Annotated in this window: 18 protein-coding genes; 11 read left to right on the top strand and 7 right to left on the bottom strand. The window is 41.0% G+C overall.

The window, feature by feature from the left end; translation table 11 throughout:
• Nucleotides 1–32 precede the first annotated feature (32 nt).
• The 6 genes from PSE83_RS05280 to galE all read right to left on the bottom strand — a co-directional run bounded on the left by PSE83_RS05280 (nt 33) and on the right by galE (nt 7,477).
• Nucleotides 33–1,664, bottom strand: coding sequence for a sodium/sugar symporter (locus PSE83_RS05280; RefSeq protein ID WP_036958441.1), 1,632 nt, complete (start codon nt 1,662–1,664; stop codon nt 33–35).
• Nucleotides 1,665–1,927: 263 nt separating this feature from the next.
• Nucleotides 1,928–2,932 (bottom strand): substrate-binding domain-containing protein, encoded by a 1,005-nt coding sequence (locus PSE83_RS05275; protein ID WP_004261677.1) that lies wholly within the window; start codon nt 2,930–2,932, stop codon nt 1,928–1,930.
• A gap of 153 nt (nt 2,933–3,085) precedes the next feature.
• Complete coding sequence (galM, locus tag PSE83_RS05270; protein WP_272660696.1) at nt 3,086–4,117, bottom strand: galactose-1-epimerase; 1,032 nt, start codon at nt 4,115–4,117, stop codon at nt 3,086–3,088.
• Nucleotides 4,118–4,151: 34 nt separating this feature from the next.
• Nucleotides 4,152–5,306, bottom strand: coding sequence for a galactokinase (gene galK, locus PSE83_RS05265; RefSeq protein ID WP_272660695.1), 1,155 nt, complete (start codon nt 5,304–5,306; stop codon nt 4,152–4,154).
• A 68-nt stretch (nt 5,307–5,374) separates the two neighbouring features.
• Complete coding sequence (locus PSE83_RS05260) at nt 5,375–6,439, bottom strand: UDP-glucose--hexose-1-phosphate uridylyltransferase (protein ID WP_036958442.1); 1,065 nt, start codon at nt 6,437–6,439, stop codon at nt 5,375–5,377.
• A gap of 12 nt (nt 6,440–6,451) precedes the next feature.
• A complete protein-coding gene (galE, locus tag PSE83_RS05255) occupies nt 6,452–7,477 on the bottom strand; it encodes a UDP-glucose 4-epimerase GalE (RefSeq protein ID WP_036958443.1) in 1,026 nt (341 codons plus the stop codon).
• Between the two features lie 494 nt (nt 7,478–7,971).
• On the opposite strand from galE, the gene PSE83_RS05250 reads away from it, so the two are divergent.
• The 5 genes from PSE83_RS05250 to PSE83_RS05230 all read left to right on the top strand — a co-directional run bounded on the left by PSE83_RS05250 (nt 7,972) and on the right by PSE83_RS05230 (nt 13,262).
• The gene (locus PSE83_RS05250; protein ID WP_004261689.1) at nt 7,972–8,685 is read left to right on the top strand and encodes an IclR family transcriptional regulator; all 714 of its coding nucleotides are present in this window, start codon (nt 7,972–7,974) and stop codon (nt 8,683–8,685) included.
• A 63-nt stretch (nt 8,686–8,748) separates the two neighbouring features.
• On the top strand, nt 8,749–10,377 hold the full coding sequence (locus tag PSE83_RS05245) for an OPT/YSL family transporter (protein WP_004261690.1): 1,629 nt from the start codon (nt 8,749–8,751) through the stop codon (nt 10,375–10,377).
• A gap of 17 nt (nt 10,378–10,394) precedes the next feature.
• Complete coding sequence (locus PSE83_RS05240; RefSeq protein WP_164564961.1) at nt 10,395–11,600, top strand: aminotransferase class V-fold PLP-dependent enzyme; 1,206 nt, start codon at nt 10,395–10,397, stop codon at nt 11,598–11,600.
• Entirely contained in the window at nt 11,593–12,318 is a 726-nt protein-coding gene (pepE, locus tag PSE83_RS05235; protein WP_137018934.1) for a dipeptidase PepE, read from the top strand. The genes PSE83_RS05240 and pepE overlap by 8 nt, the downstream gene beginning before the upstream one ends.
• A complete protein-coding gene (locus tag PSE83_RS05230) occupies nt 12,318–13,262 on the top strand; it encodes a DUF1177 domain-containing protein (protein ID WP_004261693.1) in 945 nt (314 codons plus the stop codon). Before pepE ends, PSE83_RS05230 begins: the two co-directional genes overlap by 1 nt.
• Nucleotides 13,263–13,463: 201 nt before the next feature.
• Here the strand turns inward: PSE83_RS05230 and PSE83_RS05225 are convergent, their stop codons facing one another.
• Nucleotides 13,464–14,093: an NAD(P)H-binding protein gene (locus tag PSE83_RS05225; protein WP_004261694.1), complete on the bottom strand. Its 630-nt coding sequence runs from the start codon at nt 14,091–14,093 to the stop codon at nt 13,464–13,466.
• 209 nt (nt 14,094–14,302) lie between these two features.
• On the opposite strand from PSE83_RS05225, the gene hemP reads away from it, so the two are divergent.
• From hemP to PSE83_RS05195, 6 genes are all read left to right on the top strand, one after another.
• The gene (gene hemP, locus PSE83_RS05220; RefSeq protein WP_226617232.1) at nt 14,303–14,476 is read left to right on the top strand and encodes a hemin uptake protein HemP; all 174 of its coding nucleotides are present in this window, start codon (nt 14,303–14,305) and stop codon (nt 14,474–14,476) included.
• Between the two features lie 99 nt (nt 14,477–14,575).
• Nucleotides 14,576–14,854, top strand: coding sequence for a hypothetical protein (locus tag PSE83_RS05215; protein WP_137018932.1), 279 nt, complete (start codon nt 14,576–14,578; stop codon nt 14,852–14,854).
• Nucleotides 14,855–14,906: 52 nt separating this feature from the next.
• Nucleotides 14,907–16,922, top strand: coding sequence for a TonB-dependent hemoglobin/transferrin/lactoferrin family receptor (locus PSE83_RS05210; protein WP_036958444.1), 2,016 nt, complete (start codon nt 14,907–14,909; stop codon nt 16,920–16,922).
• A 25-nt stretch (nt 16,923–16,947) separates the two neighbouring features.
• Entirely contained in the window at nt 16,948–17,997 is a 1,050-nt protein-coding gene (locus PSE83_RS05205; RefSeq protein WP_036958445.1) for a hemin-degrading factor, read from the top strand.
• 16 nt (nt 17,998–18,013) lie between these two features.
• Complete coding sequence (locus PSE83_RS05200; protein WP_094962091.1) at nt 18,014–18,835, top strand: heme/hemin ABC transporter substrate-binding protein; 822 nt, start codon at nt 18,014–18,016, stop codon at nt 18,833–18,835.
• Nucleotides 18,832–19,833 (top strand): FecCD family ABC transporter permease, encoded by a 1,002-nt coding sequence (locus PSE83_RS05195; protein WP_094962090.1) that lies wholly within the window; start codon nt 18,832–18,834, stop codon nt 19,831–19,833. Before PSE83_RS05200 ends, PSE83_RS05195 begins: the two co-directional genes overlap by 4 nt.
• Nucleotides 19,834–19,835 lie beyond the last annotated feature (2 nt).

The raw sequence follows: 19,835 nt of genomic DNA, 5'->3' as shown, positions 1-19,835 counted from the left end.
ATTTTACTTATCAGCTTGTTAGAAGTTTTGGATTACCAGAACAGCGCATATAGCACACATAAGATAACCATAATTGCGTATGATGCGATATTGAAGCCTGTCGATGTTTTAAAAGTCTCCGACGTTAGGATAATAGCCCCTTCACAGTCATCTTCTTTTGCCGTTGTCAGGCTAATTAAACCAATCACCACCGCAGTAAAGAAGAAGGTGTACATCATTTGGTCAAGGAATGGCATACCTAACGGCATTAGTTTTAAGAATAATGCAAACGGAATTGAGAGCAGCACACCGATAATCGCGCCTTTCGCATTGGTTTTCTTCCAAAATAGACCTAATAAGAATACCGCTAAGATACCTGGGCTAACTAACCCGGTATATTCCTGAATATATTGGAAAGCTTGTCCAATGTTACCCAGTAATGGGGCGATGAAGCATGCGACGATTAACGCAACAACTGCACTAATCCGCCCGACATTCACTAATTTATGGTCCGCGGTTGATGGAGCAATGTATTCTTTGTAGATATCCATGGTGAAAATAGTTGCCACTGAGTTCAACATGGAAGCTAAAGAAGAAACGATAGCCGCAGCTAATGCCGCAAACACAACCCCTTTAGCGCCTACGGGTAAGAATTGTGTTAACCATGGGTAAGCTTTGTCCGCTTGGGCCAATGTTGGCATATGTTCTTGTGCCATCGTTCCTAATCCCGCCAGTAATGCAGGGTCAGAAACTATCACAAATGCCGCAATACCCGGTACGACAACAAGGATTGGGACAATAAGTTTGAGAAATGCTGCGAAAACCAAGCCTTTTTGCGCTTCATTAATAGACTTAGCGGCTAATGCACGTTGAATAATATATTGGTTGAAGCCCCAGTAATATAAATTGGCAACCCATAAACCGCCAATTAACACTGCAATACCGGGTAAATTACTAAACTGTGGGTTGTCTTGGCTTAAAATCATTTCAAAATGCGCAGGCGCTTCACTTGCCATACGGCTCATACCTGCGAATAACCCCGCATCACCGCCAATATAGCTCACCGCCATTATCGTGGTTAAAAAGCCGCCTAAAATTAAGAAGAAAACTTGTACAACATCCGTCCACGCAACCGCAGATAGCCCGCCATAAAGAGAGTAAATCACTGCAAATAATGCTAAGCCAAAAATAGCATAATGCATTGGAATACCTAGGATTGTTTGTAATGCTAACGACCCTAAATAGAGAACTGAAGTTAAATTAACAAAGATAAATAATGCCAACCAGAACACGGCTAAGATCGTTTTTAACGTTTTATTGAAACGTTTTTCAACAAACTCTGGAATGGTAAAAATACCTTTATCAATAAACACGGGCATGAAGTATTTTGCGACAATGATCAGTGTTAGTGCTGCCATCCATTCATAGGATGCGATAGCCAAACCTATTGAAAAACCAGAGCCCGACATACCAATAAATTGCTCTGCTGATATATTTGCCGCAATCAGTGAAGAACCAATAGCCCACCAAGGTAATGTTTTTCCTGCTAGAAAATAGTCTTTTGTACCTTTCTTTTGTCCTTTTTTATCTCGAGAAACCCAAAGACCAACACTAATAATGATAAGCACATACAGAATGAATATTCCGTAATCTAATGTGCTTAACCCAACCCCTTCAGTTTGCATAATCAAATTCCTTCGCCAAGTGATAACAAAGCAAGTGTAAACGTTACCACAAAATATCACCGTTAGATGAATCACATATTTTCACAATATCCTCTAAAGAATTAACTTAATGGACTAAATAGCAGAAATTAATGTAAATTTTCATAGGTGATAGAAGAGAAGGTACCAGGAAGTAATCTAGATTTTAATAAATTCGTGAAGTTCATCAAATATTAATGAAAACGTTTACACTTATTTTCGTAACGCTATGGCCTATAAAATACTTAGGCGTGCAAAGGTCTAACTGAATTACGTTGAACCAATGTCGGAGAGTAAATCAAACTTTCACCTGTCGTTTTTTCCCCTCTCGCTAAAGAAAGTGCTAGTTGTGTGGCTTTTTCTGCCATCATTTGGATAGGATAACGAATTGTTGTTAAGCGTGGATGGATGTAGCGGGCAATCAACACATCATCAAAACCAATAACCGAGACCTGTTCTGGTGAGTGAATTTCATTTTCATCTAATACCGCGATGGCTCCCGCGGCCATAAAATCGTTGTAACCCACGACCGCTGTGATTTCGAGTGATTTTATCAGTAAGTTAGTCATCGCTTGCTCCCCACCTTCCCCATAAGGAGCGCCATATTCAATATAACTATCAGACAGTTGAATACCATTATTTTTTAACGCATCTCGATAACCCTGTAAACGCTGTACCGCATCCTCAATTTGGTGATTTGATGAAATGTACGCAATTTTAGTATGCCCATGTCGAATAAGATGTTCTGTCGCTAAATATGCGCCCTTGTAGTTATTTAAAGAAATACAACGGGTTGCAATTTCATCAATATGGCGGTTGATCAGTACCATACTTGGGACTTCTTTTGCATATTGAAGCAGTTCAGCATCATCCAGGGCTTTAGAGTGGATAACCAAAGCATCACAGCGGTTGTTAATCAACAACTCAATCGATTGGCGCTCTTCCTTGGCATTATGGTAACCATTACAAATCAGAATATGTTTACCATTTTTATGCGCTACGGCATCAACGGCTTTGACCATAACGCCAAAAAAAGGGTCGGAAACATCGTTAACTAACACCCCAATGGTATTTGAACTTTGGTTCACAAGAGCTCGCGCAGCGGCATTGGGACGATAACCTAGCTTATTCATTGCACTCTTTACTGATGCAATAGAAGCTTGGCTTGCCTTCGGTGATTGGTTAATCACTCGAGAAACAGTTGCAACCGAAACACCTGCTTCTTTTGCCACATCTTTGATTGTCGCCATTGTGCACCTCTACAATTAGGATGGCTTATTAAACAATGAGCTAGAATTAAAAACAATGGCATAACGCATATTAAAATTATTTAAATTAAAATAATGGGGTTATCGTGCAAAAAAGAAAACACCGCTTAGATGCGGTGTTAATCATATATAGATTTAGAAAATAAATTGATAGCAGGTTTCACTACAATAAATTTGATTAGGCTGTGAAATCGGGCTGTATCGTTCTCCCCATTCAGGGTGATTAACAGCATCAGGTGGAAACTGTGTTTCAAATGCAACCCCAGAAAAAGGCGTATAAGATTTTGTTTTACCCGCAACTGAAACTAAATAATTCCCTGTATACAACTGCATAGAGGGCATCGTTGTAGAAATATTCATCTTTACGTCTCCCTCAGGAGCAATCAACGATGCCACCGTTTGCCGCCCATCAATACGGGCTGTATCTAGCATAAAAGTGTGGTCATATCCCCCAGCAGAAATTTGGTCGTGATCTTGTAGAAAGTCACGGCCAATGAGTTTGCTTTGGCGAAAATCAAAATAACTACCAGTGACATTACGCCACTCTCCGCTAGGGATCCCTGCTTTATCTGTGGGTAAATAACAGTCACTGTAAATCGTAAGTGCATGATCTAGTGCTGTCTTTTCACTGCTTTCACCCGCCAAATTAAAATAAGTATGGTTGGTTAGGTTTACAGGGCAGGCCTTTGTAGTTTGGTGCTTATAACGGATAATCACTTGATTTTCATCCGTTAATTCATAACTTACCTCAACTTTCAATTCCCCGGGAAAACCTTGGTCACCATCGGGTGAAATGAGTGAAAAAATAGCCTGTTGGGTACTAGGTTGTGAAACGGCCCAAATCCGATAACTAAAATTGTCCTGCCCACCATGTAAACAATGCGGCTCTTGATTGGCTGACACTGAATAATTTTCACCATGAATAGAAAAACGTGCATTCGCTATACGGTTAGCTACGCGCCCGACTGTCGCGCCCAAATACACGTCTTGTTCCTTTTGTTTATCCATGTTTGGTGAACCTAGAACCACATCACGTTTCCCATGTATTAGCGGCAAAATACAACTTACCCAGCTTGCCCCTAAACTTGTCAGGACAATTTTCATGTCATTTTTATTGGTTAACTCTACGACTTTGGGCGTCTGATTTTTTTCTTGAGTAAACAGCATGTTATATCAACTTTTTCAATGTATTGATTTGCTTTTAACGTACCACACTCGCACCTGAGCTTGGTTGGCAGACATAAATATCGGCTTGTAGACCTGTCATTTTCTGGTATTGCGCTTCTACCGCGTCAATCACCGGTTGAACACATTGTTGCTGCATCAATGCAACCACACAGCCGCCAAAGCCTCCTCCTGTCATTCGTACCCCTCCCTGAATACCTAAAACGGACTTAACGATATCCACTAAAGTATCAATTTCTTTGACGGTGATTTCAAAATCATCACGCATAGAAATATGGGATTGCGCCATTAACTTACTTAACTGCAATAAATCGTTTTGTGTTAGTGCTTTTGCTGCCGCTAAAGTACGTTCGTTTTCACTGATCACGTGTTTGGCTCGCTTAGCAACGATAGGCGATAATAGATGTTGCTTCTGTAAAAACTCATCAAATGTGATGTCACGTAACGCTTTCACCCCAAACAAATTAGCGGCTTCTTCACATTGTTGGCGGCGTGTATTGTATTCACTTCCAACCAAACCCCGTTGCTTATTTGAATTGATTATCATCACAACCAGATCATCAGGTATGGAAATAGGAAATAGCGCCAAACTGCGGCAATCAATCAATAGAGCATGGCCTTCATCACCACACGCTGAAATCAGTTGGTCCATAATACCGCAGTTACAACCAACAAATTGGTTCTCAGCTTGTTGGCCATTAAGCGCGATATCTTGCTGGCTAATATCTAATTGATACAAAGCCTTAAGTGTTTGTCCAATCACAACTTCGAGTGAGGCTGAAGAACTTAACCCCGCGCCTTGCGGCACATTACCACTGACTGCAATATCGCAACCATTGAATAAAAGCCCTCTTTGTAAGAGAAACTTCACGACACCGCGAATATAGTTTGCCCACATTTTTTCAGGCAAAAATGCAATTTCGCTATCCAAACTGAATTCGTCACATTCATTATGGTAGTCAGCCGCAACGACTCGGATGATACGATCATCACGTTTAGCCGCTGCGGTCATCGTTTGGTAATCAATCGCACAAGGCAAAACAAAGCCATCATTATAATCCGTATGTTCACCGATAATATTCACTCGCCCCGGCGCTTGAACATAAATTTCAGGTTGATAACCAAAGGTTTTTTCAAACGACGAGGCAACAGTTTGCTTTAACGTTTCCATTTTTAATTATCCTTAATGCGTAATTTGGTTAACCCAGCAAACAGCTAAGTTAATTATAATTTGATTAATTATTTAGTAGTTTGACTTTGTTTATAATGGCAGTCACTCACATCACGTAAACGTTGTGCGGCCTGTTCTGGTGTCAGGTCTCGCTGAGTTTCAGCTAACATTTCATACCCCACCATGAATTTTTTTACCGTCGCTGAGCGCAGTAATGGCGGATAAAATAAGGCATGTAGTTGCCAGTGATCGATACTTTGGCTTTCATTAATAAAAGGTGCAAAGTGCCATCCCATTGAATATGGGAAAGAGCAATGAAATAGATTATCGTAACGGCTTGTGAGTTTTTTTAGCGCAACAGCAAGGTCTGCACGAATGGCTTCATTCATTTCATCCATACGGCGAATATGCTGTTTTGGCAATAACAGGGTTTCAAATGGCCAAGCTGCCCAATAAGGAACAAGTGCAATCCATTCTTCAGTTTCAACAACAATTCGTGAGCCATCTTGTTGCTCAGCTTTAATATAGTCAATTAATAAGTTGCTGCCATGACGTTGATAATATTGCGTGAGAAAATGGTCCTTACGTGCAATTTCATTCGGTAAAAAATCACTTGCCCAAATTTGTCCATGAGGATGCGGTTGAGAACACCCCATTATTTCCCCTTTATTTTCAAAAACCTGAACCCAAGCATAACGTTCACTTAACTCAGCAACTTGTTGCCGCCATGTTTCGATAACACCTTCAATTTCAGGTACAGACAGCTCTGGCAGTGTTTTACTGTGATCAGGCGAAAAGCAAATCACTCGACTAACCCCACTCACCGATTGTGATTGAAACAATTCAGATTGATTATCAGGTTGGGCGCAGGGTTGTGCTAATAACGCACCATGGTCATTTTGGAATACATAAGTCCCTTGGTAGTTAGGATTCACTTCCCCGGAAACCCGTGTATTGCCAGGGCACAAGAAGCAATGCTCATCATATTGAGGTAAATTTTCTATTGATGGTTTTTCATCTTTGCCGCTCCACGGGCGTTTTGCTCGATGAGGGGACACTAACACCCACTGGCCTGTTAATGGGTTATAGCGACGATGAGGGCAATCCGAAGGGTTAAAAGGCAAAATATTCATCTCATGCATCTCCTAAACTTCATAACCATTGGGATTATTTGATTGCCAACGCCAACTGTCAGTCGCCATATCCTCAAGAGTTCGCTCCGCTTGCCATCCTAGTTCATGGTGCGCTTTTTCTGGTGTTGACCAGTATTCCGCAATATCCCCAGCACGACGTGGTTCAATCACATAAGGAATGGCTTTTCCAACTGCTTTTTCAAATGCATGTAACATTTGCAAAACACTAGTGCCGTTACCCGTGCCCAAATTGTAGCAATGTACCCCTGCTTGATTACCAACCTTTTGTAGAGCGGCAACATGGCCATCAGCTAAATCCATGACATGAATATAATCCCGAACCCCCGTTCCATCCACCGTAGGGTAATCGTTTCCATAAATCACCAATTTTTCTCTTTTTCCTACCGCAACTTGGGTTATATAAGGTGTTAAATTATTTGGGATCCCTTGTGGGTCTTCGCCCATCAAACCTGATGGATGAGCACCTACTGGGTTGAAATAACGTAATAATGTTAATGACCATAACGGGTCTGAGTGAAATAAATCAGATAAACAACGCTCAACCATATACTTGCTGGTGCCATAAGGGCTTTGTGTATTACCCGTTGGGAACTCTTCGGTGATAGGTAAACGACTGGGCTCGCCATATACCGTTGCTGACGAACTAAAAATCAAACTTTTCACGTTCGCTTCCTGCATACAGCGCATTAATACCAATGTCCCATTGAAATTAACATCATAGTATCTAAGCGGGTTTTCTACTGATTCACCAACCGCTTTTAGCCCTGCAAAATGAATAACTGAATGAAATTGATGAGAAGAAAAAATGTGAGCTAGCTGTTGCTCATTTCGAACATCACACTGATAAAATACTGGGCGCACACCGGTTAATCTTTCAATACGATTAAGCACTTCTAGCTTTGCATTACACAAATTATCAATAATAACTGGTGATAGCCCAGCCTTTATCAATTGAACACAAGTATGACTACCAATATACCCAAGCCCGCCTGTAACGAGAATTTCAACCTGTTGCATCTCTCTTCCCCCAATACTGCTTAAATTGCATTCTGTCTTCCAACTTGTCATTGCTACGGAGTATAACAACGAGTTTAGATAAGATTCTGTGATCAATCTCGACTTAGTGTAAACGTTTACACAAAAATATAAAATAATCTATTTCTCACATAAATAAATCGCATCAGGAAAAGATCATTCAAGGTAAACAAATTCTCCTGTTTTCACCAATAACTCATTTATCCATTTGCGTCCTTTTGATTGTTTCGCTAGTAGGAACAGCTAAATACTAAAAAAAATAGATTAACTTCAAATAGTTATAGAGAAAGCAAGAAAAAAAAGATAAATGATAAGAACTGTTTTAGTGACCTACTTAACACAGATGCAACAAACCATTTACTTTGCATATTGTTTCATCTAAATATGTTTGTATTACCAAACGGCACACTGTTCCCGTATAAGGAACAAAAATATAACAATAGTGCTAATTCAATTAATTATAAACAGGGGAAGCTATGAATAACCGACTACAATCTGCTGGTTTCGTATTAACCTTGTTAGATTACTTTTCAATCAACAAGCCCATATGGGGAGTACGTGAGTTAGCTCGTCATCTTGATAAGAGCCCTTCCGTCGTACAGCGGGGTTTTAATATTCTAGAAGAGCAAGGTTTCTTACAAAAAAATAAAAATAAAGAATATTTATTAGGCTTGCGGTGTATTGAAATCGGTCATTTAGCCAATAACACACGCCAGTTTTCACAATTAGCGAGTGACTACTTACGCCCTCTCGCTGATAAAACACATGAAACCATATTTATTTATCGCCGTTACAATGATATCGCTATTTGTAATTTCATTTTAGAAAGTGACCATCTTATCCGCTTTACATCTAAAGAAGGAGAAGCGTTGAGCTTGCATGAAGCCCCATTTACACAAATCATTTTAAGCTCAATGGATATTTCATATATTGATGAATATCTTTCTAAACATAATTTGCAAAATAACACCTTATTAAAAAAGCAATTAAGTCTCTATGCTGAAGAAGGATATGCATATTCAAAAGAAGCTTATTTAGCAGGAACACAAGGGTTATCCGTTCCTATATTTTCTTTTGAAAAAGGGGTATTAGGCTCGTTATGCATTGCAGCATCAAGCCAAAGTAAAAATTTAACCGAGTATTATCCATTATTAAAATCCACAGCCAGTAAATTATCTACCATATTTTAAATCCATGGTGAAATAATAAGATAAAAAGCAGTTATTAATTATTAAAATAAAATAGGTAACTCTATGAATATATCTCATGATAAAAATGATACTGAGGTACGTGTATCTATTTTTTCTCCAGCACTACTCATCGCAATAATTATATTATCTTTTGTTGGTGCTATTATTGGTATTCAGATTATTGTCACACTAGGTATCTCCGCAAACACATCAATTATCGGTGCTGTTCTCGCCATTTTATTATCTCGTGTCCCACTTTCTATATTCGCATCATTTAAATTTATCGATGCGCAAAATTTAATTCAAACTAGCATCTCTGCAGCAACCTTTGCTGCAGCAAATGGTTTAATAGTAGCCATTGGTGTGCCTTGGGTATTGGGTATGCCTGAATTAATTTATCCGATGATGGCTGGAGCTTTCGTTGCGATTATCATTGATGGCACGATTTTATATGGCTTGTTTAATACCCGCGCCTATCCTGCCAGTGCATCTTGGCCTGCCGGTGTTGCCACCGCAGAAACTTTGTGGGCAGGAAATAAAGGTGGAAAGCGGCTTGGCGCATTGCTGACAGGCTTTGCTGCTGGAGCCATCGGTGCAAGTTTTGGTATCCCAATGGCATCCGCAGGGATCGCGTTGATTGGCAGTATTTTCGCGTTATTCATGTTTGCTGTTGGACTTCTCATTCGCGGTTTTTCTGAGTCAGGGCTAATTACTTATAATTTATATGAAAACTATGTCCCACACGGTGTGATGATTGGTGCAGGTATCGTCGCATTAATCCAAATCGGAGCCATTGTATTTCGCAACAAGAAAGATAGTCAGCAACAAAGCGAAGATAGTGATGAATTACGCCAAAGTAGCAAACGTATCAAGTCAACCTTAATCAAAGGGGCAACGTTCTACTTTTTAACCGCATTAGCACTCACATTTATTAGTCAAATATTTGTCACTATGACATTGCCACAACTTATTGGATTCCTCATTTTTGCGACCTTAGCCGCTTTAATCCAAGAGATGATTGTAGGTATGGCTGCGATGCATTCTGGCTGGTTTCCTGCAACTGCAGCAGCTCTTATCTCATTGATGATTGGTATTTTACTGGGGTTTCCCCCCGAAGCATTGGCCGTTTTAGTTGGGTTTTGTGCCGCGACAGGCCCTGCTTTTGCCGATATGGGTTTTGACCTAAAAACGGGATTTATGATCCGCGGTTATGGTAAAAACCAATCTGCAGAACATTATGGGAGAAAACAACAATATTTTGCCGCTATTATCGGTTTTTGCTGCGCCTTGGTGGTGGTTGCACTTACCTACGATTTTTATTTCGAACAAGACAAAATCGTTCCTGCATCAAGGCTTTATGCCGCTACGATCCAAGCAGGAAGCTCCTCAAATGTGGCAATGATGTTGTTATTGTGGGCCATACCGGGTGCCATCATTCAGTTAATTGGCGGTGCTAAAAACCAGATTGGCGTACTCTTCTCAACTGGCTTGATGATTAACTACCCTATTGCAGGTTGGACGGTTCTTACTGCACTCGCGGTTCGAATTATCATTGAGCGTTTCTTCAATATCAGTTCCGATAAAATTTCAACTTTCGCTGGTGGGCTTATTGCTGGCGATGCTCTTTACTCCACGGCTAAAGCATTCCTGCCAACCCTCAAAGCGAAACTGCTTTCCTTCTGGGCTAAATAACTTTATAGGGAATAATAATGACGAATATCTGGTCGCAAGTGCAAAAAGACACTCTAGTTTCACAACATTACGCTTATTTTGATACGGGAGCCGCTGCGCCACCGCCAAAACCGGTAATAGACGCAGTAAAGCGCTATCTTGATAAAACCGCAGAGCAAGGGACTTATTTACCGAGCTTCCGCAAGCAAACCTATGAGCAAGTTGAAATTTGTCGACAAAAATTGGCCGCATTTATCGGTGCAAAGCCCAGTGAAATTGCATTTACCAAAAATGGCACAGAATCTATCAGCTTGATTGCTAGAGGTATTTCTTGGCAAGCTGGCGATGAAGTGATAATTCCGGATACTGAGATGCTCAGCAATATTGCAATTTGGCAACTGTTAGCGCATGAAAAAGGAATAAAAATTATTAAGGTGAGTGCGGATAGCTATGGTGTCCTTTCACCTGAATCTATCGAGCAAGCGATAACCTCTAAGACAAAGCTCATCAGTTTCGTTGCGCTATCTAACATAACTGGGGTAATTCAACCTGTGCAGGCTATTTGTGAGATAGCCAGAAAGCATGGTGTACTTAGCCATATTAGTGCTTCACAAGCCATTGGAATGTATAACGTTAATGTTCAAAAATGGCAATGTGACTTTATGTCATCATGTGGCCGAAAAGGGTTAAGAGCGATAGAAGGCAGTGGAATTCTGTTTGTTCGTGAATCATTGGTACCATCATTAACCCCCACACTGGTCGGTTGGTGGAATAGCTCAATTGACCCACAAACAGGAGACGTTATTCTGCCTCAAACAGCAAAACGCTTTGAAGCGGGCTGCCCAAATGTTCCGGCCATTATTAGTTTAGATTCGGCTTTAGACTATGCTGTAAATATCGGTATTGAACAAATTGAGAATCGCAACCAAACACTCACTCAATATGCGATGCAGCAATTATCTCAACTTTCTGGTGTCGAAATTTATGGCCCTAATAATAGCCACCAGCGAATAGGAATAATTCCATTTAATATTAACGGAATCCCCTCTGATGTATTAATGCAAAAATTAGAAGCTAAAAATATCATTATTGAATCAGGTCACTTTATGGCAACCGCTATTTTAAAGTTCTATCAAATAGAAAAAATGGCCCGCTTATCAATTCATTATTTTAATAGTGAAAAAGAAATCGATTTATTAATTAATTCAATAAAAAAAATCAAAAAGGAATATAGCAATGACTAATGCGTTATTAATGAGTAGTTCACGTATGGGGAATATGAATTATTTACAACATGCGGGCGAACAAATCCATCGTTTATTACAACATAAAAAACAAAATATTCTATTTATTCCTTATGCCGCAGTTACATTCAGTTTTGATGATTTTGAAGCAATTGTAAAACCGGTATTTAATGCTTTAGGTTATGAATTAACATCAATTCATCACTTTAGCGACCCTGTTGCGGCAGTTAAACAAGCACAAGCGATTGCTATTGGCGGCGGAAATACCTTTGCCTTATTAAAACGCCTATATGATGCCAACATAGTGGAGCTGATTTCACAACGAGTTAAATATGAAAGCATTCCCTATATGGGATGGAGTGCAGGCAGTAATGTTGCAACACCGAGTATTCGCACCACCAATGATATGCCAATTGTCCAACCCCCTACATTTAGTGCGCTGAATATTTGCCCATTTCAAATTAACCCGCATTTTATTTCTGGTAAACCAATTGGCCATAATGGGGAAAGTCGTGAAGAGAGATTAAATGAGTTTTTAACGATTAACCCCATGGAAGAATTGATCGCACTATATGAAGGAACTGCATTATTTATTGAAAACCACCATGGCACCATTTTAGGTGAGCAAAATGCCCTATGGTTACGGGGACCTAATAAGATTGAAGAAATTGCTACCAACAAGCCATTCAAATTAAATATTATTAAAGGAGTGCAATAATGTCTTTGAATTATCTAAGCCAAGTTTATGACTTATTAGACACCCCTGATGTTGATGGCGAAAAAATGGCAGCGCTACTTCATTCTGTTGGCTCAAATGATGCCATCATCACTGTTACTTCTATTCCTTATGAATCCCCAGAGGATACAAGTCAGTTATGCCATTTTATAAAAGTATTAATCCCAGGCTCTGAGGGCAAACACCGTGGAGGCACTTACCCGACTTTAGGCATTATCGGTCGTTTAGGTGCACAACAGGCACAACCGAATCGTATTGGAATAGTTTCTGATGCTGATGGGTCAATTGTCGCTTTTGCCAGCGCGATGAAGTTGTTGGATATGGCGGCAAAGGGGCAGAGCCTCAAAGGAGACGTAATAATTAGCTCTCATATCGCCACGCATGTTTCGATTACTCCTCATGACCCTGTCGATTTTATGGGGATGCCAGTTTCATCTAATACCATGAACCAATATGAAGTCGATAAACAGATGGATGCTATTTTATCCATCGATACATCAAAGGGAAACAGCATCATTAAGCACCGAGGGATTGCGATTTCTCCCACGGCTATGCAAGGCTATATTTTACGCGTCGCACCTGATTTAGTTCGCTTACTGGAGTATGCAACAGGAGATGTGGCAAAGACGTTTCCTATCACCACACAAGATATTTCTCCTTATGATAACGGTGTTTATCACTTTAATTCTATAATGCAACCGCATATTGCAACACAGGCTCCTGTTGTTGGCCTTGCCATTACGGCTAAATCGATTGTCCCCGGTAGTGAAACAGGTGCAAGTTATGAAAGTGAGTTAATCGATGCCACACGCTTTACCGTGGAAGTCGCTAAGCAATTTTGTTGGGATAAAATTCGATTTTATCAGCAAGATGAATATGAAACACTTTATGATTTATACGGTTCATTAGCACAGATTCAGGGGTAACCTTCGAAGAGTAAAAGCCCACATTTGTGGGCTTTAGGTTGATGACAAACATAATATGTTTGTCATCAATCAGTATGTTTACCAACCCTATATTAACTTTTGTAATTCCTAAATCGGTTAGCATTTCAGGCATCATAAAATTGAAGCTTTTGTGTGTGAAACAAAAAAACAACATAACCAACAAAAATGAACTAGCCAGTGTTATATAAGCTGTTTAGATGAAATAACACGAACCCCTTTCGTGGGATTTATTGCAGCCTCAAATAATGCCTTCGCAATATTTGTTGCGGGGCTAACTTGGCAGCTCGCGGGCAATATAGATGATAGACAGGAAATAATACGAATCACAACAACTTCACCCAAACGCACTTTTTGGCGGTCACCATGAATCACATTCGGGCGAACTAAAGTTAAAGAATCAAAACCCAGTAATCTTAAATCTTGTTCAAGCTGCCCTTTTACTCGGCTATAAAAAAAAGGTGACTTAGCGTTTGACCCCAAAGCAGAAGTCAATACAAATGTCGAGCAACCCCATTTTTTGGCTAGCCTTGCACAGGTTAAAGGATAGGTGTAGTCCACTTGACGAAATGCCGCCTTTGAACCAGCGGCTTTGAGGGTTGAGCCGAGCGCGCAAATCACAGCATCGACTTCCCATAACGCAGCCTCGTCAGGTAAATGGTTAAAATCAACAATAGGTGCTTGTAATTTCTCATGTTCTGCTAATGCATGTCGTGTTGGCGCTATCACCTGAGTCACACGAGAGTCTGCAAGTGCCAATGATAAAACATGACTTCCCACAAGCCCTGTCGCTCCTAACAGTAATATTTTCATTTTATTCACCCATGCAATGAATAGAGAAACTCAATTATAGCCTTGTAAGTGGGGAACCACTAGATTAATGCTGTTTTTTCGTACGAACTTAGTTTTTTGTGGCTCTTTTGTTGTTTGATTGTGAAAATTACTTGATATTGGCAATCATTCTAAAGATAATCATTCTCAATATCATTTCGATTATCAACAAACTTAGTATGGTAAATAATATGACAGCCCCAGTTGCAGAAAATACCGTCGAAACGGCGAAACAACCCGTTAAAACTGACGTGATAGAAAGCCAACAATTATTGGGCCCTGCCGGTAAGGTCTCAATTCAACATAATGGCGAGCTTTATCAATTGAGACAAACTCGTACAGGTAAGTTGATCTTAACTAAGTAAGCCATACCCAAAGTAAGTCGTACCAAAACTTAATTCGCAAGCCACCTAGGTTAATTATCCAGGCAGCCAGCTTAATCTAAACATAGGAAAAGGTTTCTTATGGAGTTTAAACTGACGTCTGTATTTCACATTTGTGCCACTAAATATCGGATCAGCAAGGATAGCCACTCGATACCTGACTATCGCGCAGCGGTAGCGTTAATGTGCCACATCCCAAATAGTCCTGCTGAACACCAACCAGTTACTGACTATTACCTCAGCTTTATACCTTCATTAGTTGTTTACTCCTCTTGCTATGTTCAGACACCGCTTACATGCAATTTTTCCTGTGTCATACCGAATTCAGGTCCTCCAGACCAATACATCGCTATCAATTAATACGAATTCACTCTGCTTAATACAGATAAAAACTATATGGAGTATCACAATTATGTCCCCTGTTTTGCGAATGTCAGTCCTAACCAGTGCCATCTTAGGCGTGATAGCAAGTGCTCAAGCACAAACAACAGAACCAACACCAAAAAAAAATCATCATGATGTGATGACTGTCTATGCGACAGGTAGCGAACGTGACAGCTTCGAAACCCCGATGATGGTCACGGTGATCAAAAATAATTCACCTGAAACGCAAACAGCCAGCACCGTCAATGACATTTTACGCAAAGTTCCCGGGATTGGTGTCACCGGTACTAGCCGTGCAAATGGGCAAGATATTTATATGCGCGGGTTTGATCGACGCGGCATTTTGACCTTAGTGGATGGTATTCGCCAAGGCACAGATACAGGCCATGTCAATGGCACCTTTATCGACCCTGCTCTGATTAAGCAAGTTGAAATTATCCGTGGCCCTTCTGCCCTACTCTACGGCAGTGGTGCCATGGGCGGTGTGATTGCTTGGGAAACCGTTGATGCCAAAGACTTATTACGTGAAGGCCAAGACCACGGTTTCCGTGTCTTTACCGAAGCCGCCACTGGCGATCATAGCTTCGGTTTCGGCGGCACTGCGTTTGGCCGTAGTGATAACCTTGATGGGCTATTCAGCTTTGTCACGAAAGAAACCGGTAATGTCCGCATGAGTAATGGCGATGACATGAAAAACAAGGAAACCATTGGTAACCTGCTGGCAAAAGGAACATGGCAAATCGATGATGCACAAAAGCTTTCTGGCCAAGTGCGTTATTATAATAATGATGCCAATGAGCCGAAAAACCCGCAAGAAATTAATGTAGGGAGTGACAATCTAAAAGTTAACCGTACCACTCGCCAACGTGATGCACAGATAACTTATCAAATTAAACCGGGCTCACAGGAATGGCTAAATTTTAAAGTCACGCCTTATTACTCCGATATTAATATCACGGCAAAAGGCCAAGGAACCCCCTATGAAGGTCGTACACAAAAAACTTATGGCATAAAAGCTGATAACCGCTCTAACTTTTATGACTTGCCATTAGCGTCACATAACCTGACTTACGGCAGTGAAGCTTATAAGCAAAAACAAACTCCTTATGCAAATACCACCCAATTCCCCGATGCGGACATCACCTTTGCATCCGGCTTTTTACAAGATGAAATTAGCCTAAAAGATTTGCCTGTTTCCTTTATTGTCGGTACGCGCTATGACCACTATAAAGCGACATCTGATGGCAATGAAGATGTGAAAAAAGGTAAATGGTCATCTAAAGGTGCCGTTAGCATCACACCAACAGAGTGGTCAATGCTATTTGCGTCATATTCAGAAGCCTTCCGAGCCCCTTCTATGATGGAAATGTATAACGACGAGGTCCACTTCCAAATGGGGCCAATCGTTAATAGATGGAAACCAAACCCTAATCTGAAACCTGAATCAACCCGCACTGCAGAATATGGTTTTGGTCTGCGTTTCGATGACCTATTGATGGAAAGAGATAACCTACAATTTAAAGCCAGCTATTTTGATACCAAAGCTAAAGACTATATCAATACTTACGTAACAACCCCTGATTTTAGAAATCCTCAAAATAACTACACCACATCAATCAATACTAAACGTGCCAAAATTTGGGGATGGGATGCCTCAATGGATTATAAAACAGACTATTTCAATTGGAGTTTGGCTTATAACCATACTGAAGGAAAAGATGAATCTAATGGAAAATCAATAACATCAATTAAACCTGATTCTGTCACCAGTAATCTGGCCGTACCTATTGCAGACAGCGGTTTTTCAGTGGGCTGGCTAGGGGAGTTTACGCGCCATACAGAATTCAATAAAGCCTCTAAAGCAGAACAACAAGCCGGCTATGCCGTACATGACTTCTATGTGAGTTATCAAGGTGAAGGACAACTCAAAGGGTTAGGAACCAGTGTCGTGTTAGGCAATGCATTTGATAAAGAATACTACTCATCACAAGGTATTCCTCAAGATGGACGTAATGCCAAGCTGCTTGTCAGCTTCCAATGGTAATTCACACAATATTAAGGAGATAAACGTGAATTCAGCACTTTACGAGCGTTACCAACAAGCAAAAACAGATAACAAAGCCAAATACGCTCGCGATCTCGCCGCCTATTTAAATGTATCTGAAGCTCAGCTACTGCATAGTCGTGTTGGTCACGACAAAGCTGTTCGTTTAAATGTCGATGCCCCCACTTTGTTGACAGAATTAGCCACTGTTGGGAAAGTGAAAGCGATTACCCGTAACGAATATGTGGTTCATGAGCAAGTTGGTCGTTATGACAATGCAACCTTTAGCCCACACGGTGGGTTAATTTTAAACCCTCGCGCCCTTGATTTACGGATGTTTTTCAGCCATTGGGACGCTATCTTTGCTTTGACGGAAGACAGCAAACACGGTGAGCGTCATAGTATCCAATTTTTTGATAAACAAGGTGACGCACTACATAAAGTTTACACCACCGATGAAACAGATATGGCGGCATGGCAGGCATTGATTGAAAAATATGCCACCCAAGATAACCCGGAGCTCATCCATGAAACAGCAACTGCATTTACCAATCAGCCCGTTAGTGAAGAGCTAAAACAACAATTAGAACAAGAATGGCGCAACATGACAGACGTTCACCAATTTTTTGTTCTACTCAAGAAAAACAACCTCAGCCGCCAGCAAGTTTTCTCTGCGGTTAGCGATGATTTGGCTTGGAAAGTGCCTAATGATTCCTTCAATCAGCTGATTAACACTGCGTTCAAAGATCAAAACGAAATTATGATTTTTGTGGGCAACCGCGGATGTGTGCAAATTTTTACTGGTGAAATCAAAAAAATCATGCCATATCAAAGTGAAGGTTCAGACTTAAAGTGGCTAAATATTTTCAATCCTGATTTCACCTTGCACATGATTGAAAATGGTATTGCCGAATGCTGGGTCACACGCAAGCCAACACAAGATGGCCATGTGACTAGCCTTGAAGTCTTCGATAACCAAGGAAATCAAATCGCACAAATGTATGGGCAGCGTACGGAAGGGACTCCAGAGCAAGAGCAATGGCGCCAACAAGTCACCGCATTACCACGCATTTAAAACTAGGTAACTTATTATGAAACAATGGCTTCTAATCTTATCAACGCTGTTTATCTCTTTTTGTTCTTATGCAACAGAACGCATCGTCACCTTAGGGGGTGATGTGACTGAAATTGTGTATGAACTTGGAGCACAGGAACAGCTCGTCGCCCGTGACAGCACCAGCCTTCATCCAGAGCAAGCCACCAAGCTCCCAGATGTGGGCTATATGCGTATGCTTAACGCAGAAGGCGTGTTGTCAATGCGCCCGACTTTAGTACTTGCGAGTGAGTTAGCTAAACCCTCAATGGCTCTTTCGCAAATCGAAAAAAGCGGCGTAAAAATTATTAAGGTGACAGGGAAACCGAGTTTAGAAGCCATTCCAGAAAAAATTACCACCATCGCTAATGTGGTCGGTAAAACAGAGCAAGGGAAGCAATTAGTTAATCAATTTAACCAACAGCTCAGCCAAGTAAATACGGCTCCTATTGACAAAAAAGTCTTATTTATCATGAGTCACGGTGGTGTTATGCCTTTAGCAGCAGGACGGCACACTGCGGCAGACAGTGTCATTAACGCGGTAGGGGCAAAAAATGCCATGAGCAGCTTCGACAGCTATCGTCCTCTATCCCAAGAAGGCTTGCTGTCAAGCCAACCTGACTTAATCATTTTTACCAAAGAAGGTATTAAATCATTAGGTGGAATAGAAAAAGTGTGGAAATTACAAGGAATGTCAATGACCCCCGCAGGGAAAAATAAAGCGCTTCTGGTTGTCGATGACGTCGGTATGCTCACTTTCAGTTTAGGTACGCCTAAAGTCATGCAACAACTACGTGAGGCATTAGAAAAATCCCAATGAGTCGCTTTAAAAACCCATTTTTGGTGATTATCGTATTATTGTTAGCACTTGGCGGTTTAGTTCTCATCGCGTCGAATGCCGGCGCAATGAACTTCTCATTAAAAGCACTGTGGCAGGCATCTGCCACAGACTCGGATTGGCAGATATGGCTGAATATCCGCCTTCCTCGCGTGTTAATTGCCATCTTAGTTGGCCTTGCCTTAGCAGTATCTGGCGCCATTATGCAAGGGTTATTCCGTAACCCCCTCGCTGATCCTAGCTTACTCGGTATCAGTAGTGGCGCGGCTTTATCCGTTGCCGCATTTATTGTTTTCTCTGTTTCATTACCCACCGTGATGCAAGGTTATGGCCATGTCGCTGCTGCTTTTATTGGTAGCCTAGCCGTATCTTTTATTATTTTTAGCTTAAATCGTTCATCAAATGGTAACCTCGCAAAACTACTTCTCGCGGGTATCGCTATCAATGCGCTGTGTATGTCATTCATCGGTGTTCTTAGTTATATCAGTAATGACCAACAACTCAGAACATTTAGCTTATGGATGATGGGCACGCTCGGTAATGTTGACTGGGCATCATTGGCCATCGCCGCTTCAGTTATTCTTCCTATTTGTATTATCTGTTTAACACAAGGAAGTAAGCTTAATATCCTACAATTAGGGGACGAAGACGCCCATTACCTTGGGCTCAATGTTGAGCGTACCAAGTTTATTTTATTATTCCTCAGCGCCATGTTAGTTGGTTGTGCGGTTGCCATGAGCGGTGTTATTGGTTTTGTCGGTCTCGTTGTTCCCCATCTCATTCGCATGACTCTCGGGCCAGACCATCGTTGGTTAATTCCTGGTTCCGCTATCGTAGGTGCGGGCTTATTACTTATTGCCGATACTGTAGCAAGGACTGCGGTTGCACCTGCTGAAATTCCTGTTGGTTTACTGACAGGGTTAATTGGTGGCCCCTACTTCTTATGGCTAATTTTACGGCAGCCTTCGGGGAGGATCTAAAA

It is taken from the genome of Providencia sp. PROV150, from assembly GCF_028481025.1.
GTDB lineage: Bacteria > Pseudomonadota > Gammaproteobacteria > Enterobacterales > Enterobacteriaceae > Providencia > Providencia hangzhouensis.
Note: the sequence above shows the minus strand (reverse complement) of the source record. Positions and strands in the feature narration are given on the sequence as shown.